Genomic DNA, 21,187 nt, shown 5'->3' on the forward strand with positions numbered 1-21,187 from the left:
ATGCAGTATGGAAGCCGGGCGTGTCGCCGTTGTCCCCATTTCGGGTACGGCGGGCGCGGCAGGCGTGGCGGCGCTACGTTCGTCGCGAACCGAAACGGGTCAGGGCTGCATGCACAGCGCAAACAGTTCGCGCTGGCTCGAAATGCCGAGGCGCCGATACGCGCGCTTCTGATAGGTGACGACGCTCGATGCCTTCACGCCGATCGTCTCGCCGATCTCGCGCGCGGTCTGGCCTTCGAGCATGCCGCGCAGCACGTCGAGTTCGCGCTTGGACAGTTCGGGGCACGCATGGCGCAATCGCGCGAGCATCCGTTGCGGGATGCCGACCTGCGTCGCGCCGGCGAGTGCGTAGTGATGCTTCGCCGCCTGCGCGATCAGCGGCGCGAGCGTTTCGATCGCCGCGATCTCGCGCGGCTGGAACGCGCCGCTGCGATGGGCGCGGTACAGGTTGATCGACAGCCACGTCGCATCGTCGGGCTGCACCAGCAGCGCCAGCCGGTCGGATACGTCGGGGCCGCGATAGCATGCCGCGCGATACGCTTCGTGAGCGATCTCGTCGCCCGCTTGCTGATGCAGCAGCAGGTCGTGGCGGTGCGTGCCGCGATGGGCGGCCGATACGATCGGCTGGTTGCCGTCGAGTGCGTAGAAGTGCCGTGCGTAGGTGTCGGCAACGTCGCGCAGGTAGCGGCCGCCGCGATGATCGGCAACCGACATCGTGCGCGGGCGATTGCCGAATTCGTACGCGAAGATCGTGCACTGCGTGATCGACAGCGCAGCGTCGAACAGCTTCAGGACTTCGGCTGCGAACGCGTTCGCCTCGTGGCCGCCGATCGCGGCGACGAGACGCGTCGCGCGGGAGATATCCAGCTGCGCGTTGAGAGTCGGTCGCTCGAGACGCCAGGTGCGCATGAGGCGGGGAAGAGGGCGGAGCGGTCCGGCGATTGTAATCGGCGGCACGCGGTGCGTGAGTCGGGGGATGCCCGCAAGCGGGGCGGATACGGATACCGGATGGGCGCACGATTTCGGCGCCGGAAAAGAGAAAAGGCCTGACAAGCGATGCTTGTCAGGCCTTTATGTCTTGGTGCCGGAGATAGGAGTCGAACCTACGACCTTCGCATTACGAATGCGCTGCTCTACCAACTGAGCTACACCGGCAGCAGAGAAATGAAATTATATGGTCAAATCCGAGATCTTGGCAATAGGTTTTGCGAACTTTTTTCAGCTTGCTGCTGCTGTTTCGCGAAACCCTCGATCCGGCGGACTGCCCGCTTTCACTTCACTGTGATGCGACCGGTCAGGGCCACATCAAGAGGCGAGATTGTACTTGCGCATCACGCCTCCGTCCAGTGCTGCAGTGCAATTATTTTGCTTCGTCGTGATAGCCGGTGACGCGCTCGACTTCGTTCTTCGAGCCGAGGAACACGGGCACGCGCTGGTGCAGGCCCGTCGGCTGCACTTCCATGATGCGCTGCGTGCCGGTCGTCGCGGCGCCGCCCGCCTGTTCGACGATGAACGACATCGGGTTCGCTTCGTACATCAGGCGCAGCTTGCCCGGACGATCGGGCGTGCGCTTGTCCGCCGGGTACATGAAGATGCCGCCGCGGTTCAGGATCCGGTGCACGTCGGCAACCATCGAGGCGATCCAGCGCATGTTGAAGTTGTCGCCGCGCGGGCCGTCCTTGCCGGCGTTCAGTTCGTCGACGTAGCGCTTGACCGGGTCGTACCAGTGGCGCGCGTTCGACGCGTTGATCGCGTATTCGCGCGTGTCGGCCGGGATCTGCATGTTGCTTTGCGTGAGCACCCACGAGCCGACTTCGCGGTCGAGCGTGAAGCAGTTCACGCCGTTGCCGGTCGTCAGCACGAACACCGTCTGCGGGCCGTAGACGGCGTAGCCGGCCGCAACCTGCTGCGTGCCGGGTTGCAGGAACGATTCTTCGGTCGCCTGCTTGCCGTCCGGGCAGCGCAGCACCGAGAAGATCGTGCCGATCGACACGTTCACGTCGATGTTCGACGAGCCGTCGAGCGGATCGAACACGAGCAGGTATTCGCCGCGCGGGTAGTTCGCCGGGATCGGGAAGAACGTTTCCATTTCTTCCGATGCCATCGCGGCGAGGTTGCCGCCCCACTCGTTTGCGTCGAGCAGGATTTCGTTCGACAGGATGTCGAGCTTTTTCTGCACCTCGCCCTGGACGTTCTCGCTGCCGGCGGTGCCGAGCGCTTCACCGAGCGCGCCCTTCGACACGTTGTAGCTGATCGCCTTGCACGCGCGTGCGACGACTTCGATCAGCAGGCGCAGGTCGGCGGGAAGGTTGTTGGTCTCACGTTGCTGTTCGATCAGGAACTTCGACAGCGTGGTGCGGCGGGCAATGGACATGACAGACTCCGAAAGGCCAAAGAATCCTTGAATGGCCGCAATTTTACCTGTCGCGCTTCCCGCGCCACCGGCTTTTTTCGTCCGGTTACATCGCCGGGCGGCCGAGCCGGCCCGGTTTCTGGCGGCGGAGGGGGCGCGGTGCGTACCGGCGCGGCGGCAGGCCGAGCGGTCAGACCCCGTCATTCGGCTCGGTGCCGGCCGCGTCCGTGCAATAAAAAAGCCGGCGCCGCATCGGGCGGCGCCGGCTTCATCGCGCGAATGCGGGGCGGGCGACGGCGTCAGGCGAGCGCCTTCTCGACGATCTCGCGCACGTCGCGCGACTTCGCGCCGGCCGCGACCTGCTCGAGCGCGCCGCGCATGCGGTCGCGCAGCGCCGGCGTGAAGCGGCGCCACAGTTCGAGCGAACGCGCGAGGCGTGCGGCGACCTGCGGATTGATCGCGTCGAGCGCGAGCACCTGTTCGGCCCAGAACGCGTAGCCCGAACCGTCCGCCGCGTGGAATTGCGCGGGGTTGGCCGCACAGAAGCTGAAGATCAGCGAGCGTGCGCGGTTCGGATTCTTCAGGTTGAACGCCGGATGCGCGAGCAGCTTGCGCACTTTCGCGAGCGTCGGCTGCGCGGCCGTGCCGCGTTGCGCCGCCTGCATCGCGAACCACTTGTCGATCACGAGCGCTTCCTTCTCGAAACGGCGGTAGAAGTCGTCGAGCGCGCGATCGGCCGGCTCGTTCGCGCCCGCGGCGGCGGCGGACAGCAGCGCGCCGAGGGCGGCCGCGCGATCGGTCATGTTGTTCGCCGCGTCGTACTGCGCGGTCGCGAGGCGCACCGCATCGGCCGGATCCTCGAGTTCGGCGAGATACGCGAGCGCGAGGTTCTTCAGCGCGCGGCGGCCGGAGGCCTCCGGCGTCGGCTCGTAGGCGCCCGGCGTCTGGTGCTGCTCGTACGCGGCGAGCCATTCGGCGCGCAGCGCGGTCGCGAGCTGGCGGCGCACGAACAGGCGTGCGCGATGCACGGCGGCCGGGTCGGCCTCGGCCATCTGGTCGGCGAGGTAGGTTTCCGACGGCAGCGTCAGCGCGAGTTCGCGGAACGCCGGCGACAGCGTCGCGTCGGTCAGCACGCGCCGGAACGCGGCAATGAAGTTCTCGCCGAGCGTGAGCGGTTCGTTCGCGGCCGCCCGCGCGGCAAGCGTCAGCAGCGCGCGCGTCGCGAGGCGCTGGCCGGCCTCCCAGCGGTTGAACGGATCGCTGTCGTGCGCGAGCAGGAATGCGAGATCGTCGTCGCTGTAGTCGTACTCGACGATCACCGGCGACGAGAAGTTGCGCAGCAGCGACGGCAGCGGCGCTTCCGGCACGTCGACGAACGTGAAGGTCTGCTCGGTGTCGGTGAAGTCGAGCACGCGCGTCGTGCCCGAAGCGGCCGTTTCACCGTCCAGGCGCAGCGGCAGGTCGCGGCCGTCGCGGCCGATCAGGCCGATCGCGAACGGAATCAGGAGCGGCCCCTGCTGCGTTTCGCGCGCGGCCGGCGACGCGTCGCCGTAGCCCTGCGCGAGCGTGACCGTGTAACGGCGCGCGGCCGCGTCGTACGCGGTGCGCACCGACACGCGCGGCGTGCCGGCCTGGCTGTACCAGCGCTCGAACTGCGCGAGGTCGCGCCCGTTCGCGTCGGCCATCGCGTGACGGAAGTCGTCGCAGGTCACCGCGTGGCCGTCGTGGCGCTTGAAGTACAGGTCCATCCCCTTGCGGAAGCCGTCGCGGCCGAACAGCGTCTGGTACATCCGCACGACTTCCGAGCCTTTCTCGTAGACCGTCATCGTGTAGAAGTTGTTGATCTCGACGTAGCTTTCCGGGCGCACCGGGTGTGCCATCGGGCCGGCATCCTCGGCGAACTGCAGCTGGCGCAGCACGCGCACGTCCTCGATGCGCTTGACCGCGCGGGCCGCCGATTCGACGTCGTCGCCCGCGGCCATGTCGGCCGAGAATTCCTGGTCGCGGAACACCGTCAGGCCTTCCTTCAGGCTCAACTGGAACCAGTCGCGGCAGGTCACGCGATTGCCGGTCCAGTTGTGGAAGTACTCGTGGCCGACCACCGATTCGATGTTCGCGAAATCGGTGTCGGTCGCGGTCTCGGGGTTCGCCAGCACGTACTTCGTGTTGAAGATGTTGAGCCCCTTGTTTTCCATCGCCCCCATGTTGAAGTCGCCGACCGCGACGATCATGAAGCGGTCGAGATCGAGCTCGAGGCCGAAGCGTCTTTCGTCCCAGCGGATCGAGTGGATCAGCGAATCCATCGCGTGACGCGTCTTGTCGAGATCGGCCGGCTCGACCCACACCTGCAGCAGCTTTTCCTTGCCGGAGCCGGTCGTGATCTTTTCCTCGATCGCGACGAGCTTGCCGGCGACCAGCGCGAACAGGTAGCTCGGCTTGCGGAACGGGTCTTCCCATTTCGCGAAGTGGCGGCCGTCGGGCAGGTCGCCCGAATCGACGAGGTTGCCGTTCGACAGCAGCACCGGGTACGCGGCCTTGTCGGCGCGCAGCGTGACGATGTACGACGCCATCACGTCGGGGCGGTCGAGGAAGTAGGTGATGCGGCGAAAGCCTTCCGCCTCGCACTGCGTGAAGAAATTGCCGCTCGACACGTAGAGGCCCGACAGCGTCGTATTCTGGTCGGGGGCGCACGCGCTTTCGAGCGTCAGCTCGAACGCGTCGGGCACGTTCTCGACCGTCAGCCCGTGCTCGTGCGCGCGCACGGCGCCATGCGGCGCGCCGTCCAGCGACGCGCCGACGAATTCGAGCGCTTCGCCCATCAACTCCAGGTGCGGCGCGGGCGCGGCGTCCGGATTGCGGCGCACGCGCATCGTGTTCCTGACGATCGTGCGGGCCGGCGCGAGATCGAATTCGAGCGCGACGGAATCGATGAGGAATGCCGGCGGCGTGTAGTCGGCGCGGCGGATCACGGTGGAGGAGGCGTTGTCGGACATGGTCGTCGAGATCGGTGGGGTGGGGAACGGGCCCGTTACGCGGGCCGGGCGAACCGGGCCATTGTACAAAGGCTTGCGGCTGCGTGCCGGGCGAACTTTTTACCGCTTTCGACAGTCCGCGTATTATCGGCATCCCGTTGCGGTTCGCGCGGTGCGACGAACGGGTGACGGATCGACGAGGATCAACATGAAACGCGAATGGATTTTTCGCGGTGCGGGCTGGGCGGCGGCGCTGTGCGTGGCGCTGCTGACGGGCTGCACCAGCTATGTGACGACCCAGGTCACGGCCTTCTCCGACTGGAGCGGCAGCGACGCGACACGCACCTATGCGTTCACGCGCACCGAGGCGCAGAAGAACAGCATCGAGCAGTCGACCTACGAGCCGATCGTCGCCAACGAACTGTCCGCGTATGCGTTCCGGCAGGTGCCGCCGGCGCAGGCGCGTTATCTCGTCGGGCTGACCTATGCGGTGGGCAGCGATCTCGTGACGGTGCCGCAGCCGGTCTACTACGACCCGTGGTTCGCGCCCGGGCCGTACTGGCGGCGCGGGCCGTGGGGCCCGTGGGGGCCCTGGGGGCCGATGCCGGCCGGCTATGTCGCGCAGACGTACCAGGTGTTCGACTACACGCTCGGGATCCGCATCACCGAGCGCGCGACGGGCAAGGAGGTGTACAACGTGTCCGCGCGCACGACCGGCGACAACGGCACGCTGCTGTATGCGATGCCGTTCCTCGCGCGCAGCGCGCTCGCCGATTTCCCGCTGTCGAACGGCGCGGTCCGCTCGGTCCGGTTGCCGGTCGACAAGCGCGGCGGGCCGGCGACGCCGGCCGCCAACGAGCGCGCGGTGCCGGCTGCGCCGGCTTCGGGCGCGGCCGTCGCGAAGTAACGCGGTGCCCATCCCGGCGCGGCTACCCGGCCGCGCCGGTCATCCTGTTCCGTCAGACGCCGACACCCAGCAGCGCGAGCGCGCCGAGCACGACGAACAGCACGGCCGCGATCCCGTGCACGAGCCGGGTTGGCAGGCGGTGCGCGAAGCGGTCGCCGAGCAGGATCGCCGGCACGTTCGCGAGCATCATCCCGAACGTCGTGCCGGCCACGACGCCGATGTAGTCCTGGAAGCGCGCCGCCAGCGCGACGGTCGCGATCTGCGTCTTGTCGCCCATTTCCGCGAGGAAGAATGCGACGAGCGTCGCGCCGAACACGCCGAGCCGCGAGCGGGTGGCGTTGGCTTCGTCGGCGTCGAGCTTGTCGGGCACGAGGATCCACAATCCCATCGCGATGAACGAGAACGCGAGCGCCCAGCGCATGATCGACGGCGTGACGAGCGCGCCGAGCCATTCGCCGAGTGCGCCCGCGAAACCGTGGTTCACGAGCGTCGCGACGAGCACGCCGAGAATGATCGGCACCGGCTTGCGATAGCGCGCGGCCAGGACGAGGGAAAGCAGTTGGGTCTTGTCGCCGATTTCAGCGAGGGCGACGGCGCCGGTGGAGATCAGGAAGGCTTGGGACACGTATGGGGTTCCACGGGCCGATGTTGTGCGTGCGAGCGACGATCCACGGCGCGCCGGGCCCTGATGCGGCGCACTGTGAACCATCGGTCTCGCCAGGCCAGCGTGGCTGCGTCCGCCATGGCCGAACGGCCAAGTCTGTTGACGGACGCCTCCGTCACGATGCGCGCCGGGGGCGCGGGACATCGAGCGGAGCGGCTACTCCCCAATGAGCGGCGAATTCTAGCACGACGCATTGCGTGCGGGAAGGCGGCCGGCCGGGCGTGGGAGCCCGGTCGGCGAGGGCGCGCCTGGCTGCCCGGCCGGTACGGCCGCGATCGGGCCGTGCCGGTCGGGGCTGCGTACCGGCGCGGCGTTACCGTTACGCGGTGGCCGGCCGGCGCGCGGCGCCGCGTTCGTGGACGAGCTCGCCGGCCGCGTAGGTGCGGTACACCGCGCGGTCGTCGCCGAGCAGCGCGAACGCGAACAGCAGTTCCTCGAGCGAATCCGCGCGTTTGGTGCGGCGCGCGAGCAGCGGCGTGGCCTGCGGATCGAGCACGACGAAGTCGGCCTCGGTGCGCGGCTTGAGCGTGCCGACCGTGTCGGCGAGATCGAGCGCCTGCGCGGCGCCGGCCGTCGCGAGCCAGAACATCCGCGTCGCGGTCAGGTGGTGGCCCGACAGCCGCGCGACCTTGTGGGCCTCGTTCATCGTCTGCAGCATCGAGAACGACGTGCCGCCGCCGACGTCGGTCGCGAGCGTGACGGGTACGTCGTATTCGCCGGCCTTGTCGAAGTCGAACAGCCCGCTGCCGAGGAAGAAGTTCGACGTCGGGCAGTGCGCGACGACCGTGCGCGTCTCGGCCATCCGGCGGCGGTCCTCGTCGTCGAGGTGGATGCAGTGGCCGTACACCGCGCGCGGGCGCAGCAGCCCGTAGCGGTCGTAGATGTCGAGATAACTGCGGTGGCCGGGGAACAGCTCGGCCACCCATTTCACCTCGTCGACGTTTTCCGCGACGTGGCTCTGCACGAAGATGTCCGGATGGCGGCGCGCGAGTTCGCCGCACGCCTCGAGCTGCGCCTCGGTCGACGTCGGCGCGAAGCGCGGCGTGAGCGCGTACATCTGGCGGCCCTTGCCGTGCCAGCGGTCGATCAGCTCGGCGCTGTCGTCGTATCCCGACTGCGCGGTGTCGCGCAGGAACTCGGGGCAGTTGCGGTCCATCAGCACCTTGCCCGCGATCATCCGCAGGTCGCGCGCGTCGCTCGCCGCGAACAGCGCATCGGCCGACTGCTTGTGCACCGTGCAGTAGACGAGCGCGCTCGTCGTGCCGCACGCGAGCAACTCGTCGACGAAGAAATCGGCGACTTCGCGCGCATGCTCGGGATCGCCGAACTGGCGCTCGGTCGGGAACGTGTACTTGTCGAGCCACGGCAGCAGGCCGGGCGCCGGCGACGCGATCATGTCCGTCTGCGGGTAGTGGATGTGCGTGTCGATGAAGCCGGGCACGATCAGCTTGTCGCGCAGGTCGTGGACGACCGCGTCGCGCGCGAGCGTTGCCGCGACTGGCGCATACGGGCCGGCCGCGACGACCTTGCCGTCGGCGACGATCAGGAGGCCGTCGGTCTCGTGGTTCGCGGCCTGGCTCGATTGCGCCGGGTCGCCGTTGAAGGTCAGCAGCTGGGAACGGAAAGCGGTTTGCGTCATGACGAATGGTCCTGCATCAAGGTAAGGCGAACAGAAGAAAGCGATCGGCGCCGCACGGGGGCGGCCGGGTGCTTCGCGAGCGGCGGCGGCACGCTGCGTGCGGCACGACCGGAGGCGATTGCGCGGGCGAACGTGGCGGCCGAAGCCGCCAGCCGGTGGTCGCCGGCGATCCTCGCGGCCCACGCGCTCGCGACCGATGCGGCGGCGAACGCAACGGCGCATCGCGACGGCGGGCAACGGCGCACGACGCCGGACGGCGCCGTCGCCGCGCACGCCCGCCCGCGCCCGGCCCGGCGCAAGGCCGAACCGGCGGGCGCGAAGCGGATGCCGTTGCCGTGTCTCATCTGTCTAGCGTTCCTCGATGCGGGCCGTCACGCGGCCTGCCAGTACGCGTCGAGGCGCGCGTACAGTGCGTCGCGCTGCGCCGGTTCAATGAACGACGCCTCGAAGCCGTTGCGGATCACCGCATGGACTTCGGCATCCGTGAGCTGCAGCCCTTCGGCCGTCGCGAAGTAGTTTTCGTTGACGTAGCCGCCGAAATAGGCGGGATCGTCGGAGTTGATCGTCACCGCGACGCCGCGATCGAGCAGCGCCTTCAGCGTGTGCTTCGTCATGTCGTCGAACACGCACAGCTTCAGGTTCGACAGCGGGCAGACGGTCAGCGCGGTGCGCGTTTTCGCGAGGCGCTCGACGAGCGCCGCGTCTTCGATGCTGCGCACGCCGTGGTCGATCCGGTCGACCTTCAGCACGTCGAGCGCTTCGTGGATGTAGGCGGGCGGGCCTTCCTCGCCCGCATGCGCGACGAGCTTCAGCCCGAGCGCACGCGCCTTCTCGAACACGCGCGCGAACTTGGCCGGCGGATGGCCGAGCTCGGACGAATCGAGGCCCACGCCGATCAGCCGGTGGCGATAGCGCTCGAACAGCGGCAACGCGGATTCGAACGTCGCGAGCGCGTCCTCTTCGGACAGGTGGCGCAGGAAGCACAGGATCAGCCTGCTCGACAGCCCGCGCCGTTCGGCATCGGCGAGTGCGCGCTCGATGCCCGCGACGACCGTCTCGATCGGCACGCCGCGCTCGGTGTGCGTCTGCGGATCGAAGAACAGTTCGGTATGGACGACGTGGTCGGCGAGCGCGCGTTCGCAGTACGCGGCCGTCATGTCGTAGAAATCCTGCTCGGTCAGCAGCACGCTCGCGCCGGCGTAATAGATGTCGAGGAACGACTGCAGGTCGGTGAACGCGTACGCGGCGCGCAGCGCGTCGATCGAGTCGTACGCGAGCTTCACGCCGTTGCGCTGCGCGAGCGCGAAAATCAGTTCGGGCTCGAGCGAGCCTTCGATGTGGATGTGCAGCTCCGCTTTCGGCGCGCGGGCAATCTTGTCCTTGAATGTCGGGGTCATGGCGTCGTTCTTGGTCGGTCAGTAGGTAGGGGAAGCCTGCGCGGACGCATTCGCCTCGACGGCCTGCAGCAATTGCGCGGCCACCGAGATCGCGATCACTTCGGGCGCCTTGTCGATGATGCCTTCGACGCCGATCGGGCAGCGCATCCGCGCGACCTGGGCCGGGTCGATGCCGATCGCCGCGAGGCGATGATCGAACTGTACGCGTTTCGCCTGCGAGCCGGTCATCCCGAAGTACGCATAGTCGCCGCGCCGCAGGATGCGTTCGGCCAGCACGAAATCGAGTGCATGGTCGTGCGTCATCACGACGAAGTAGGACTGCGGCGGCGCGGCGTCGACCGCGTCGGCCGGGGCAGCGGCCGCTTCGATCGCGAGGTTGCCGATGCCGGCGAGCGCGTCGGCCGGCGGGAACACCGCAGCGGGCCCGTCGATCCAGCGCACGTGGCACGGCAGCGTCGCCAGCACCTTCACGAGCGCGGTGCCGATGTGCCCGGCGCCGAACAGCACGACGGGGAACGCAAACGGCGCGATCGTCTCGGTCATCAGCGACACGCCGCCGGTTTCCCACAGCAGGCAGTCGGCCCGCGCGGCTTCCGATTCGGGCTCGCTCAACAGCGGCGCGCCCGGCGAGGGGCCGAATGATACGCTACGCACGGTCGCGGCGCCGGCCGCGACGCGCTTCGCGAGCGACATGATCCAGCCGAGATCGCCGACGTCGAGCCGCTCGAACGCGAGCACCACGGCGCCGCCGCAGCACTGGCCGAGACTCGGGCCGAGCGCGAGCCGTTCGAGCCGGCGGGCGTGCGGCACGTGCGCGCCATCCTTCAGCAGGTGTCGCGCGATCTCGATCGCCTTCCATTCCAGATGACCGCCGCCGATCGTATGGCGCGCCGTGTCGCGCGTGACGAGCATCTTGGTGCCGGCCTCGCGCGGCGCGGAGCCGTCGGTATGCGCGACCGTCACGAGCACGGCCGCTTCGCCGTGCGCGAGCAGTTGCTGCAGATCGCCGAGCCAGGCTTCCATCAGCACACCCCGTTCGGAACGACGCGGCACGACACGCGGCGCGGGCCGGCGGGCGTGGCGATGACGGACGGGAGCCGGGCCGGCCGGCCGCACGGCTGATGCGGGACGACGGCAGCGCGCCGACGCTGCGCGCGAACGGCGCCGCCGGACACGCGGACGCCATGAGGGTGACGGATGCGGATGGTTTGCGTTGTCATGAGGAATCCAGTCGACATTGCGGATCGGGCGCGCGTTACGCAGGGGTGGTGAGACCGCCTGGCCTCGCGCACGTAGATCGCCATCCAGTCCCGAAGATAGCATCGCCGCGCGGCGCGAACATGGCCGGGCAGTGATCCGGGCTATCAGGAGGCGATCATGTCGATCATAGGCCCGCCGCGCGGGATCGGGGCGCCGATGCGTGCGCATCGGGCCGAAACGCATGCGTGACGGGGCGGGGGCGCGTCGGTTGCGCGACGCGCGTTCGCCCGGCGATCCGGGCGGCGGCGGAGTAGGGGTTTACGCGCGGCCGGCCGGCAGGGCGGGCGGAAGCGGCGGTTCGCGTCATCGGCGTGCGGCCCGATCGGCCGGGCCGCACTTGCCGGCGGCCGCAACAGCGGCCGGTCAGCGGGCGAGCTTGCGGCGATGACGCCAGAGGCTCGCGACGACCGCGGCCAGGATCACGGCGAAGCCGATCAGCGCCCAGCCGGGCAGCAGGATGCCGAGGATCGGCGGGTAGACGGTCTCGCACAGCCCGGCGACCTTGAACATGCCGGGGAACCACTGCGCGGGCGGCAGGCTGTCGACGATCGGCTGCAGCGTGTCGAAGCCGCAGCTGAAGCCCGGATTCATCTGGATCGACAGGTGCCGCGCGGCCGTGCCGACACCGCCGGCCGCGGCGATCGCGATCAGCAGCTCGAGCACCCAGATGCCGCGCCAGTTGCGGATCCCGGCGGCCAGGAACGCGAAGATCCCGATCGCGCAGAAGAAGTAGCGCTGGATGATGCACAGCGGGCACGGATCTTCGTTCTTCACGTACTGCAGGTACAGCGCGCCGGCCAGCAGGGCGATGCACGCCCATCCGAGCAGCATCAGCAGGCGGCGTTCACGGCGTAGCGCAAGCGTGTAGTCGTTCATGTCGGCGGGGTTCCTCGTCGGTCGGTCCGGAAAACAATCGCGCGATTTTAGCGCGAACGGTCTGGCACGAAACTGACAGCGCGCGTGCGGCAACCTGCCGCACCGCGCGCATCGCCCGCCGGCGATCGGCGATGCGGTCAGCGGATCGTGTTCAGCACGGCCTCGACCGCCTGGCCGATCGCGAGCAGCGCGTCGTCGCGATGCGGCGCCGCCGCGAGCATCAGGCCGACCGGCGCCGCGTCGCGCGGATGGCACGGCAGCGACAGTCCGCACGCATCGAGGAAGTTGAACGCGCTCGGGTTGCGCAGGATCAGCGCATTGGTGCGCGTGAACGCGTCGTCGTCCGTTTCGAGGTCGGCGATGCGCGGCGGCACGACCGGCACCGTCGGCGCGACGAGCGCATCGAAGCGCGCCCAGACCGTGTGCGCGGCTTCGTCGAGCATCGCGGCGCGCGCGGCGAGCAGGTCGAGATAGTCGGCCGCGCTCGCGGGTTCGCCCTTCAGGATCCGCGTCAGCACGCGCGGGTCGTACTGGTCGCGATGTCGGGCGAGCAGCGGCCGATGCCAGGCGTACGCCTCGATCGGCGAGAAGCCGAAGCGGTTGATCTCCGGCAGCCGGTCGAGCGCGGCGAAGCGCACGTCGGTGACGATCGCGCCGGCGGCTTCGAGATGCTTGAGCGCGGTGTCGAGCGCGGCCGCGACGTCGGCGTCGACGCCATCCGTCACGTAGTTCGTCAGCACGCCGAGCCGCACGCCTTCGAGCGGCCGGGCGGCCGGCACGTGCGGCTCGAGGCCCGCGAGCATCCGGTCGACGAGGGCGCAGCACGCGACCGTCAGGCCGATCGGGCCGAACGAGTCGAGCGTCGTCGACAGCGGCACGCCGCCTTGCGTCGGGATCCGGCTCGCGGTCGGCTTGAAGCCCGTCAGCCCGCACAGCGCGGCCGGAATGCGGATCGAGCCGCCCGTGTCGGTGCCGAGCGCGACGGCGGCCATCCCGTCGGCGACGGACGCGGCCGCGCCCGACGACGAACCGCCGGAAATCCGCGCATCGCCCGGCACGTCGCGATGGTACGGCGAGCGCGGATTGCCGAAGTGCGGATTCAGCCCGAGCCCCGAGAATGCGAATTCGCTCATGTTGGTGCGGCCGACCAGCACCGCGCCCGCACGCTTGAGCCGCGCGACGGCGACTGCATCGGTGCGCGCGGCCGGCGCGCCGTCGAGCACGCGCGAACCCGCGCGCGTCACCTGGCCCGCGACGTCGAACAGGTCCTTCACCGACACCGGGATGCCCGCGAGCGGCGACAGCACGGTGCCCGCGGCGCGCAGCCGGTCGTGCGCGTCGGCGGCCGCGCGCGCGTTGTCGGCGTCGACTTCGGTGAAGACGACGGCGCCCTGGCCCGACGGATCGGCGATCCGGTCGAGCGCGGTATCGACGAGCGCGCGGCTCGTGGTGCGGCCGGCCGCGAGGTCGGCGGCGAGCTGGGCGAGCGGGGGGAACGGCGTGAACGTGGTCATGAGCGGCTCAGGGGCGAAGATGTTGAAGAAGGGTGGAGCGAAACGAATCGATATGGCGCTCGACGGCGTCGCGCGCGCCGGCGGCGTCGCGGGCGGACAGCCGGTCGAACAACGCGCGGTGTTCGTGCTGGACGTCGGCGAGATGATGCGGTTCGGACAGCGTGACGAACCAGAAGCGCAGCGAGCGCTCGTGCAGCGCGCGCAGGATCTCGGCGAGGACCGCGTTGCGCGCGGCCGCGGCGATCGCCTGGTGAAACGCGCGGTCGAGTTCCATCATCCCCTCCACGTCATGCGTGTCGACGCAGGCCTGTCCGTCGTCGAGCAGCGCGGCCAGGCGCGCGAGATCGTCCGGCGTCGCGTGGCGCGCGGCGAGTTCGGCGCAGTGCGCTTCATTGATGCGCCGCACGTCGATCACCGCGACGATGTCGTCGAGCGACAGCGGCTGCACCATCAAGCCCTTGCGCGGCATCACCGACAGCAGCCCCTCGAGCACGAGCCGATGCACGGCCTGGTGCACCGGCGTGCGGCCGATCCCCGTGCGCGCGACGAGGTCGGCTTCGTTGAGCGCGGCGCCCGGCTTCAGGCGCATCGTGATGATGTCGCGCTGGATCAGCGCATACGCACGGTCGGCGAGGCTGGCCGCCGGCGCGGCGAACCGGTCGCGGGTGACGTCGGTCAGGGTATTCATGCGAGGAGCGGCGCGGCGGCCGGGCGGGGCGCGATCATGGCGCGGGCGATCGGGAGGCGTGGACGATGTCTGGATATTATTGTGATATATCACTGATGTCCAGTGCGGGCGACGAGACGCCGTCGGTGCGGGCGCGCGGCCGGGGGACACGCCCCGGCGCCGCCGGCAACCACTTGCAACAATGGCGACAGGATGTTGCGGGTTTGCCGCACGATCGTGCACTGAAGCATAATGAATCCTCGTCTATCCATACGCGTGAGCGACGTACCAGACCATCGTCATGAGCGAACACACGCCTTCCCCGGCCGGTCTGCCCGGCACCTCTTCCGCTTCCTCCGATTCCCTCCGTCCCGAGCCGGCGAAAACGCCCGATGCGCCGGCCGCGCAAGCCGCCGCGCAGAACGTCGCCGTGGACGGCGCGTCGCCGGTCACAACCGCGTCCGAGCCCGGTGCGCCCGGCGCCCCCGATGGCGCGGTCGCACCGCCGAAGCCGGGTGCGCCGCCTCCCGGCTTCGGTGCGCCGCCGGATTTCGAAACGTCGCGGCCGCCGCCCGCGAGCGCGCAGAATGCGCCGCCGGCCTACCTGAAGCAGAGCGACACGCCATGGTCGGTGTTCGGCCGGATCGTCGCGGCGCGGGCGCGCCGGCTGTTCGATCGCGCCGGCCAGCGCATCACGCAACGCACGCTGCGCATCGGCGTGTCGGCGCGGATCTTCCATCCGGAACCGGGTGCGAAAGGGCTGCGCGGCAAGACGCTGCAGTATCTCGAGGAATCGATCGCCCACTGGGTGATGTCGCGCGACGTGCTCGTGTTCATGATTCCGACCGTCGGCCACCAGGGGATGATCCACCCGAGCAACATCCGTCTGCGCGACTACGCGAAGCATCTCGACGGCCTGCTGCTGCAAGGCGGGGCCGACGTGTCGCCGCAAACCTACGCGGCCTCGGATGTGCGCCCCGAATGGCCGGGCGATCGCGTGCGCGACATGTACGAACTCGAGCTGCTGCATGAATTCGTCGAGTCCGGCAAACCCGTCCTCGGCGTGTGCCGCGGCTGCCAGCTGATCAACGTCGCGTTCGGCGGCTCGCTGTACCAGGACATCGCCACCGATGTGCCGACCGCGAATGCGCACGTGAGCGAGCATTACGACCAGCATCGTCACGCGATCCGCTTCCCGGACACGTCGACGCTGGCGAGCATGTTCCCCGGGCGCAGCGAAGCGATCGTCAACTCGATCCACCACCAGGCGATCCGCGATCTCGGCCGCGACCTGAACATCGAGGCCGTGTCGGCCGGCGACGGGATCATCGAGGGCATCCGCCATCGTCGTTCGCCGTTCGTCGTTGGCGTGCAATGGCACCCCGAGTTCCATCGTGCGGGCGGCGCGGAGTTGCTCGACTGCACGCCGCTGCTCGATGCATTCCTGCGCGCGGCGCGTGAAACGCGTCTGTAGCCAGCCGTATTTCGTGCGTTGTCCGAAGGCCGGCCGCTTCCCGATAAATTCGAGATGCGGCCGTTTCTTTTTGAACGATAATCGCGAGTTCCGATTCGTTCGCCGGAGTCCGACGTTGGCTTTCCGAAATATTTCCCCTGCACGATGCGCTGCGTGGATCGTTGCGCTGGCTGCCTGCGCGCAAGCGGGCGCGGCCTGGTCGGCCGACGCGACCGCACCCGTCGCCGGAACGCGCCCGGCAGTCACGAGCCTGAGCGGTGCCGAGGCGCCGGCGCCGGCCGCGACGGACGCAACCGCGCAAGGCAACGTCGCCGAGCTGACGCGGATGCTGCACGACGGCCGGATCGTCGAAATGCGCACGACGTACAACGGCAGCTACGGCGCGAGCCTGATGTTCGATCCGCGCGAGATGACGTACTACGTCGCGCTGTTCCAGGACAAGAATCTGTGGCGCGTGATCCGGTCGCAGGAAAAGAACCGCGCGGAGATGGTCTACGCAAACTTCGTCCAGCAGACCGTGCAACTCGCCGATATCGAGATCCGCCGTACCGAACTGCAGGCGCAGAAAGCCTTTCTCGAACGCGTGATCGCGCTGCAGGCGAACCGCGCGCAGCAGTTGCAGGCGGACCTGAGCGTCGCGCGCAGCCAGCAGGCCGAAGTCGCGCAGCGCCAGAAGTCGGCGCAGGAACAGACGCAGGCGCTGCAGGTCGAGAAGCGTGCCGCGCAGATGCAGTTGCGCGATCTGCAGGAGCAGGTGCGGCAACTCGAGAAGCAGACCGAGTCGGGGCTGCCCGCGCACAAGTAAGGATTCGTCGGACGCACGGCGAATACCACTGGAACCCGGCGAAGCGATCTTCGCCGGGTTTTTTGTTGGGCGGGCCCGGGATGGGGCGTCGTCAGTGTGCGAACGCGTCGGGCGTATCGGTCAGTCGGCGGTGGGACAGCCGGGACGTCCAGTCGAACCCGGCGGCGGGGGCGTGCATGGCACGCTCAGGCTGGGTGATGCGCAGCGCGTTTGCCGTCGCGATGAGCGTGAGCGGATCGTCCGGCGTGGCGCCGGCTTCGCGTGTGTCCGTTGCATGCGGCGGCGGGGCGAGCCGATCGCGTGTTTGGGCGCGCGGTGGTTCGATGCCGGATGGACGGCGCGCCGCCACATGCGCGTTGCCTGGTGTCCGGGCCGGCGCCGCTGCCATGCGCGAGCCGGCGGTTCGATGCGGGGACGCCGGTGGTGGCGTCGCAGCGCGCTGGACACCGGAGCTTGCCTGCGGTTGAAGCGGCGCCGGGCGACGCGTAGCGCGATGCGCGGCCGATCGCGGCGCCGCAGTTTTCGCCGTTGGCGCTGCTGCCGTGTGCTGCGGTGAAGTGTGCGCCGGCGTGTCCGGCTGAACCGGCGCGACCCGTACGGTACCGGTCGAAAACGTTGCATGGCCGCGCGCACCGTCGGCCGCTTGAAGCGCGTATGCAGGCCCGAAACCCGTGAACGGTTCATGCGCGGCGATCAGCCAGCCGATGATGCCGAACGCGCCGATGCTCCAGCAGGTTGCGTATATCGCGCGCCGGTCCCGGCGGTTGCCTGAAGGACGCGGGACGCGCCGGCCGGCGACGACGGGCGCGGCAAGCGATCCGGCCGCCGTCGTCGGCTGCCAGCGGCACTCGCGGTGCGGCCGGTCGACGTCGATGCAGGACGTCGTCAGCGTCGCGAGGCAGTTCTTGCTGGGCCGTGCACCGGGTGCGCCGCGAAACTTCCAATCGCGGCCGAACGGCGGCACGTGGTCGAGCGGGGCGACGCGAGGGCGGGCGAGCGCGCCTTCGACGGGGACAAGAGGCGAGTGGGTCATGAGGGCGGCGCGGACATGTCGTCGCAAATCGTGACATTGTGGTCAGCCGGCGAAGGCCGGTCGATCAGATCAATCTGATTCTTTTGCCCGTTTCAGGGCGACTCGTACGAGGCGAATGCCACGAAGGCAACGACAGCGGCGCTCCAAGGCAAATGTCGGCTTCGCGTGGCATCATTCGCGAACCATGCCGGTGCAAGCGTCGTTGTGCGATGCGCCACCGGCGGGCAGCGATGCCCGTGCGCGCCGGCCCGGCGCGGCGCGCATCGCCGGGTCCATGCGGCGCGCATTCGCGCCATCCGAGCTGAGCGAGAAAAACATGTCCACAGCGTCACACGCCATCGCGCAGGAATCGAAAGTCCGCACCGTGTTCCGGGTCGTCAGCGGCAACTTCCTGGAAATGTACGACTTCATGGTCTACGGGTACTACGCGTCGGCCATCGCGAAAACCTATTTCCCGAGCGGCAACGCATTCGCGTCGTTGATGCTGTCGCTGTCGGTGTTCGGCGCCGGCTTCCTGATGCGGCCGGTCGGCGCGATCGTGCTCGGCGCATACATCGACCATCACGGCCGCCGCAAGGGGCTGATCCTGACGCTCGGGCTGATGGCGATCGGCACGCTCGCGGTGGCCGCGATACCGGGCTATGCGACGATCGGCGTGCTCGCGCCGGTGCTCGTGCTGCTCGGCCGGCTGCTGCAGGGTTTCTCGGCCGGCGTCGAACTCGGCGGCGTGTCGGTGTACCTGTCGGAGATCGCGACGAAGGGCCACAAGGGGTTCTATACGTCGTGGCAGTCGGGCAGCCAGCAGGTGGCGGTGGTGTTCGCCGCGCTCGTCGGCGTGCTGCTGAATCGCGTACTGCCTGCCGAGGAGATGACCGCGTGGGGCTGGCGCATCCCGTTCCTGATCGGCTGCCTGATCGTGCCGTTCCTGTTCCTGATCCGCCGTTCGCTGAAGGAGACCGACGAATTCCTCGCGAAGCGTCATCGCCCGACGATGGGCGAGATCATGCGCTCGATGCTCGATAACTGGGGCGTCGTGGTCGCCGGCATGGGGATGGTGATCATGACGACGGTGTCGTTCTACATGATCACCGCGTATACGCCGACCTTCGGCAAGGAAGTGCTGCACCTGTCGTCGCTCGACGCGCTGGTCGTGACCGTCTGCGTCGGTGTTTCGAACCTCGTGTGGCTGCCGCTGTCCGGCGCGCTGTCCGACCGTGTCGGCCGCCGCCCCGTGCTGATCGCGTTCACCGTGCTGACGCTGCTGACGGCTTACCCGGCCGTGCTGTGGCTCGTCGGCGATCCGTCGTTCCTGAGGCTGCTCGCGGTCGAGCTGTGGCTGTCGTTCCTGTACGGGTCGTACAACGGCGCGATGGTCGTCGCGCTGACCGAAGTGATGCCGGCCGACGTGCGCACGGCCGGCTTCTCGCTCGCGTACAGCCTGGCGACGACGATCGGGGGCTTCACGCCCGCGATCTCGACGCTGCTGATCCACCAGACCGGCAACAAGGCGGCGCCGGGACTGTGGCTGAGCGTGGCGGCCATCTGCGGGCTGATCGCGACGCTCGTGCTGTATCGCACGTCCGAAGCGCGCAACCAGTATAAGGCGGCCTGACGGGCACCATTCCGTCGCGCGGCACGGGCCGCGTGGATCGCATTGAAAAAGGGAGCGCACCGCGCTCCCTTTTTTCGTCTGCGTTCAGGCGTCGCGTCGCAACTGGCCGGCAACCGTGGCCGCGACGTCGAGCCATTCGCCCGGCGCGGGCTGGCGGGCGATCCGGGCCTGCGGATACCACGGGCAGTCGTCGCCGGTGAACCAGCGCCAGTCGGGCGCGAACGGCAGCATGACCCACAGCGGCTTGCCGAGGGCGCCCGCGAGGTGCGCGACGGCCGTGTCGATCGTGACGACGCCGTCGAGCCGCTCGATCAGCGCAGCCGTGTCGGCGAAGTCGTTCAACCGGCCGTCGAAGCGATGCACGCGCGGATGCGCGTCGACGCGCGCGCGTTCGTCGTCGTCGAGCGCGGGTTGCAGCACGATCCAGTCGATGTCCGGCAGCGCGAGCAGCGGCGCGAGCGCATCGAACGGCATCGAGCGGTTTTCCTGCGCCTGCCGGCGCCCCGACCAGGCAAGCCCGAACTTGCGCTTCGACTGCCCGCCGAGCGAGCCGCGAAAGCGCCGACGGGCACTGTCGGGCGCATCGAGGTAGCGCGAGCCGCCGACGATGTCGTCCGGCTGCAGCCCGAGCAGGAACGGCAGGCTCATCAGCGTGCAGGCAACATCCGCCGCGGGCGGCCTGGCGGCACCCGGTGCGACGAGCGTCACGCGCCAGCGCGACGCGGCCGGCGCCAGCAGCGGCACGAGTTCCGGCTGGACTTCGAGCACGAGGTGCGCGCAGCGTGCGCGGGCAAGCGGCACGAAGCGGACGAACTGCAGCGTGTCGCCGAACCCCTGTTCCGCACGGATCAGCAGCGTGCGTGACGCAATCGGCTCGCCTTGCCAGCGCGGCAGCGTGCCGAGCGACGTCGCGCCGGGCGTCTCGTGGCGCGCTTCGTAGGCCGGCAGCCCGCGCGTGAAGTCGCCGAGCGTCAGCAGCGTGACCGCGCGGTGCAGCCGCGCGAGCGTGAGATCGGGCGCGACGCGCAGTGCCTGGTCGAACGCGCGCAGTGCCATCTCGTATGCGCGGAGCGCGTGATGCGCGTTGCCGAGGTTCAGCCACGCGAGGCCGAACGACGGATCGAGACCGACCGCGCGCTCGTAGTAGGGCAGTGCGTCGCGGTGGCGCCCCTGTGCGCACAGGGCGTTCGCGAGCCCGAACAGCGCGAGCGGAAACGGCGGGTGCAGCGCGAGCGCCGCTTCGAACGCGGCGGCCGCCTCCGCATGCCGGCCGACCGCGTCGAACGTGTTGCCGAGATTGAAATGCGCGGCGACGAAGCGCGGCTGCGCGGCGATCGCGGCCTGGAAGTGCGTGATCGCGTCGTCGGCGCGGCCCATCGCGTTCAGCGCCATCGCGAGGTTGTTGTGCGCGCCCGCATGCCCGGGCCGCAGTTCGAGCGCGCGACCGAACGCGGCGAGCGCATCGTCATGGCGGCCGAGCGCGTTCAGCGCGTTGCCGAGATTGTTGTGGATCGATGCGTCGTCGGGCGTGAGCCGCAGCGCGCGGCCGAACGCATCGATCGCGTCGTCGTGACGCTGCAGCGCCGCATACGCATTGCCGAGGTTGTAGTGCGCGAGCGGGAATTCGGGCGCGAGCGTCAGCGCGTTGCGAAAGCGGTCGATCGCTTCGTCGAGCCGGCCGAGCGCCTTCAGCGCGTTGCCGAGATTGAGCTGCAGCGCGGCATCGTCCGGGCGCAGCGCGACCGCGCGGCCGACGAGGTCGGCCGCTTCGGCATGCTGGCCCTGCTGGTGCCGCAGCACGCCGAACAGGTGCAGCGCGTCGGCGTTGGCGGGGTCGGAGGCGAGCGCGTTGCGATAGCCGTGCTCGGCCTCGGCGAGGCGGCCTGCGCGGTGTGCGGCGTACGCCCGGTCGAATGCGGAATCCATGACGCGAAAACTGACGGAAAGCGCGTATTTTCCCACACCGCGCGGGGGGGCCGCCGGTCGGCCGGTCGGCATATGGCCCCGTCACGCG

General features: G+C 69.2%; 16 protein-coding genes, 1 tRNA gene and 1 riboswitch. Of the genes, 4 read left to right on the forward strand and 13 right to left on the reverse strand.

Annotation, left to right across the window (positions count from 1 at the left end):
- Positions 1 to 99: 99 nt before the first annotated feature.
- From VXM69_RS24305 to pepN, 4 genes are all read right to left on the reverse strand, one after another.
- Positions 100 to 909, reverse strand: a complete 810-nt coding sequence (locus VXM69_RS24305; protein WP_049036565.1) for a LuxR C-terminal-related transcriptional regulator — start codon at positions 907 to 909, stop codon at positions 100 to 102.
- A 170-nt stretch (positions 910 to 1,079) separates the two neighbouring features.
- Positions 1,080 to 1,155: transfer RNA gene (locus VXM69_RS24310), tRNA-Thr, on the reverse strand.
- Between the two features lie 205 nt (positions 1,156 to 1,360).
- Positions 1,361 to 2,374: a class 1 fructose-bisphosphatase gene (locus VXM69_RS24315; protein ID WP_006485729.1), complete on the reverse strand. Its 1,014-nt coding sequence runs from the start codon at positions 2,372 to 2,374 to the stop codon at positions 1,361 to 1,363.
- Between the two features lie 278 nt (positions 2,375 to 2,652).
- Entirely contained in the window at positions 2,653 to 5,346 is a 2,694-nt protein-coding gene (gene pepN, locus VXM69_RS24320) for an aminopeptidase N (RefSeq protein WP_367189360.1), read from the reverse strand.
- Positions 5,347 to 5,533: 187 nt separating this feature from the next.
- Between pepN and VXM69_RS24325 the strand changes: the two genes are divergently transcribed.
- Positions 5,534 to 6,232, forward strand: coding sequence for a DUF4136 domain-containing protein (locus VXM69_RS24325; RefSeq protein WP_049036562.1), 699 nt, complete (start codon positions 5,534 to 5,536; stop codon positions 6,230 to 6,232).
- 52 nt (positions 6,233 to 6,284) lie between these two features.
- On the opposite strand, the gene VXM69_RS24330 is transcribed toward VXM69_RS24325, so the two are convergent.
- The 7 genes from VXM69_RS24330 to VXM69_RS24360 all read right to left on the reverse strand — a co-directional run bounded on the left by VXM69_RS24330 (position 6,285) and on the right by VXM69_RS24360 (position 14,270).
- Entirely contained in the window at positions 6,285 to 6,857 is a 573-nt protein-coding gene (locus tag VXM69_RS24330; RefSeq protein WP_049036560.1) for a TMEM165/GDT1 family protein, read from the reverse strand.
- A 95-nt stretch (positions 6,858 to 6,952) separates the two neighbouring features.
- A riboswitch (yybP-ykoY riboswitch) is annotated at positions 6,953 to 7,073 on the reverse strand.
- Positions 7,074 to 7,215: 142 nt separating this feature from the next.
- Complete coding sequence (guaD, locus tag VXM69_RS24335; protein WP_367189361.1) at positions 7,216 to 8,535, reverse strand: guanine deaminase; 1,320 nt, start codon at positions 8,533 to 8,535, stop codon at positions 7,216 to 7,218.
- A 371-nt stretch (positions 8,536 to 8,906) separates the two neighbouring features.
- Positions 8,907 to 9,932 carry an adenosine deaminase gene (locus tag VXM69_RS24340; protein WP_034187403.1) on the reverse strand — a complete coding sequence of 342 codons (1,026 nt, stop codon included), beginning with the start codon at positions 9,930 to 9,932 and terminating at the stop codon, positions 8,907 to 8,909.
- An 18-nt stretch (positions 9,933 to 9,950) separates the two neighbouring features.
- A complete protein-coding gene (xdhC, locus tag VXM69_RS24345; protein WP_034187404.1) occupies positions 9,951 to 10,955 on the reverse strand; it encodes a xanthine dehydrogenase accessory protein XdhC in 1,005 nt (334 codons plus the stop codon).
- Between the two features lie 600 nt (positions 10,956 to 11,555).
- Positions 11,556 to 12,068, reverse strand: a complete 513-nt coding sequence (locus VXM69_RS24350) for a disulfide bond formation protein B (RefSeq protein WP_034187405.1) — start codon at positions 12,066 to 12,068, stop codon at positions 11,556 to 11,558.
- 137 nt (positions 12,069 to 12,205) lie between these two features.
- The gene (locus VXM69_RS24355) at positions 12,206 to 13,582 is read right to left on the reverse strand and encodes an amidase (protein ID WP_034187406.1); all 1,377 of its coding nucleotides are present in this window, start codon (positions 13,580 to 13,582) and stop codon (positions 12,206 to 12,208) included.
- Positions 13,583 to 13,589: 7 nt separating this feature from the next.
- Entirely contained in the window at positions 13,590 to 14,270 is a 681-nt protein-coding gene (locus VXM69_RS24360; protein ID WP_034187407.1) for a GntR family transcriptional regulator, read from the reverse strand.
- Positions 14,271 to 14,550: 280 nt separating this feature from the next.
- On the opposite strand from VXM69_RS24360, the gene VXM69_RS24365 reads away from it, so the two are divergent.
- Positions 14,551 to 15,723 carry a gamma-glutamyl-gamma-aminobutyrate hydrolase family protein gene (locus tag VXM69_RS24365; RefSeq protein WP_034187408.1) on the forward strand — a complete coding sequence of 391 codons (1,173 nt, stop codon included), beginning with the start codon at positions 14,551 to 14,553 and terminating at the stop codon, positions 15,721 to 15,723.
- A gap of 115 nt (positions 15,724 to 15,838) precedes the next feature.
- The gene (locus VXM69_RS24370; protein ID WP_034187409.1) at positions 15,839 to 16,528 is read left to right on the forward strand and encodes a DUF2968 domain-containing protein; all 690 of its coding nucleotides are present in this window, start codon (positions 15,839 to 15,841) and stop codon (positions 16,526 to 16,528) included.
- 91 nt (positions 16,529 to 16,619) lie between these two features.
- On the opposite strand, the gene VXM69_RS24375 is transcribed toward VXM69_RS24370, so the two are convergent.
- Complete coding sequence (locus tag VXM69_RS24375; protein ID WP_367189362.1) at positions 16,620 to 17,561, reverse strand: hypothetical protein; 942 nt, start codon at positions 17,559 to 17,561, stop codon at positions 16,620 to 16,622.
- A gap of 316 nt (positions 17,562 to 17,877) precedes the next feature.
- Here VXM69_RS24375 and VXM69_RS24380 point away from each other — a divergent pair, with 316 nt between their 5' ends.
- Positions 17,878 to 19,173: an MFS transporter gene (locus VXM69_RS24380; protein ID WP_124669193.1), complete on the forward strand. Its 1,296-nt coding sequence runs from the start codon at positions 17,878 to 17,880 to the stop codon at positions 19,171 to 19,173.
- An 84-nt stretch (positions 19,174 to 19,257) separates the two neighbouring features.
- On the opposite strand, the gene VXM69_RS24385 is transcribed toward VXM69_RS24380, so the two are convergent.
- Positions 19,258 to 21,171, reverse strand: coding sequence for a tetratricopeptide repeat protein (locus tag VXM69_RS24385; RefSeq protein WP_034187412.1), 1,914 nt, complete (start codon positions 21,169 to 21,171; stop codon positions 19,258 to 19,260).
- Between the last annotated feature and the right edge of the window lie 16 nt (positions 21,172 to 21,187).

Source organism: Burkholderia sp. Ed8 (assembly GCF_040761425.1).
Taxonomy (GTDB): Bacteria; Pseudomonadota; Gammaproteobacteria; order Burkholderiales; family Burkholderiaceae; genus Burkholderia; species Burkholderia seminalis.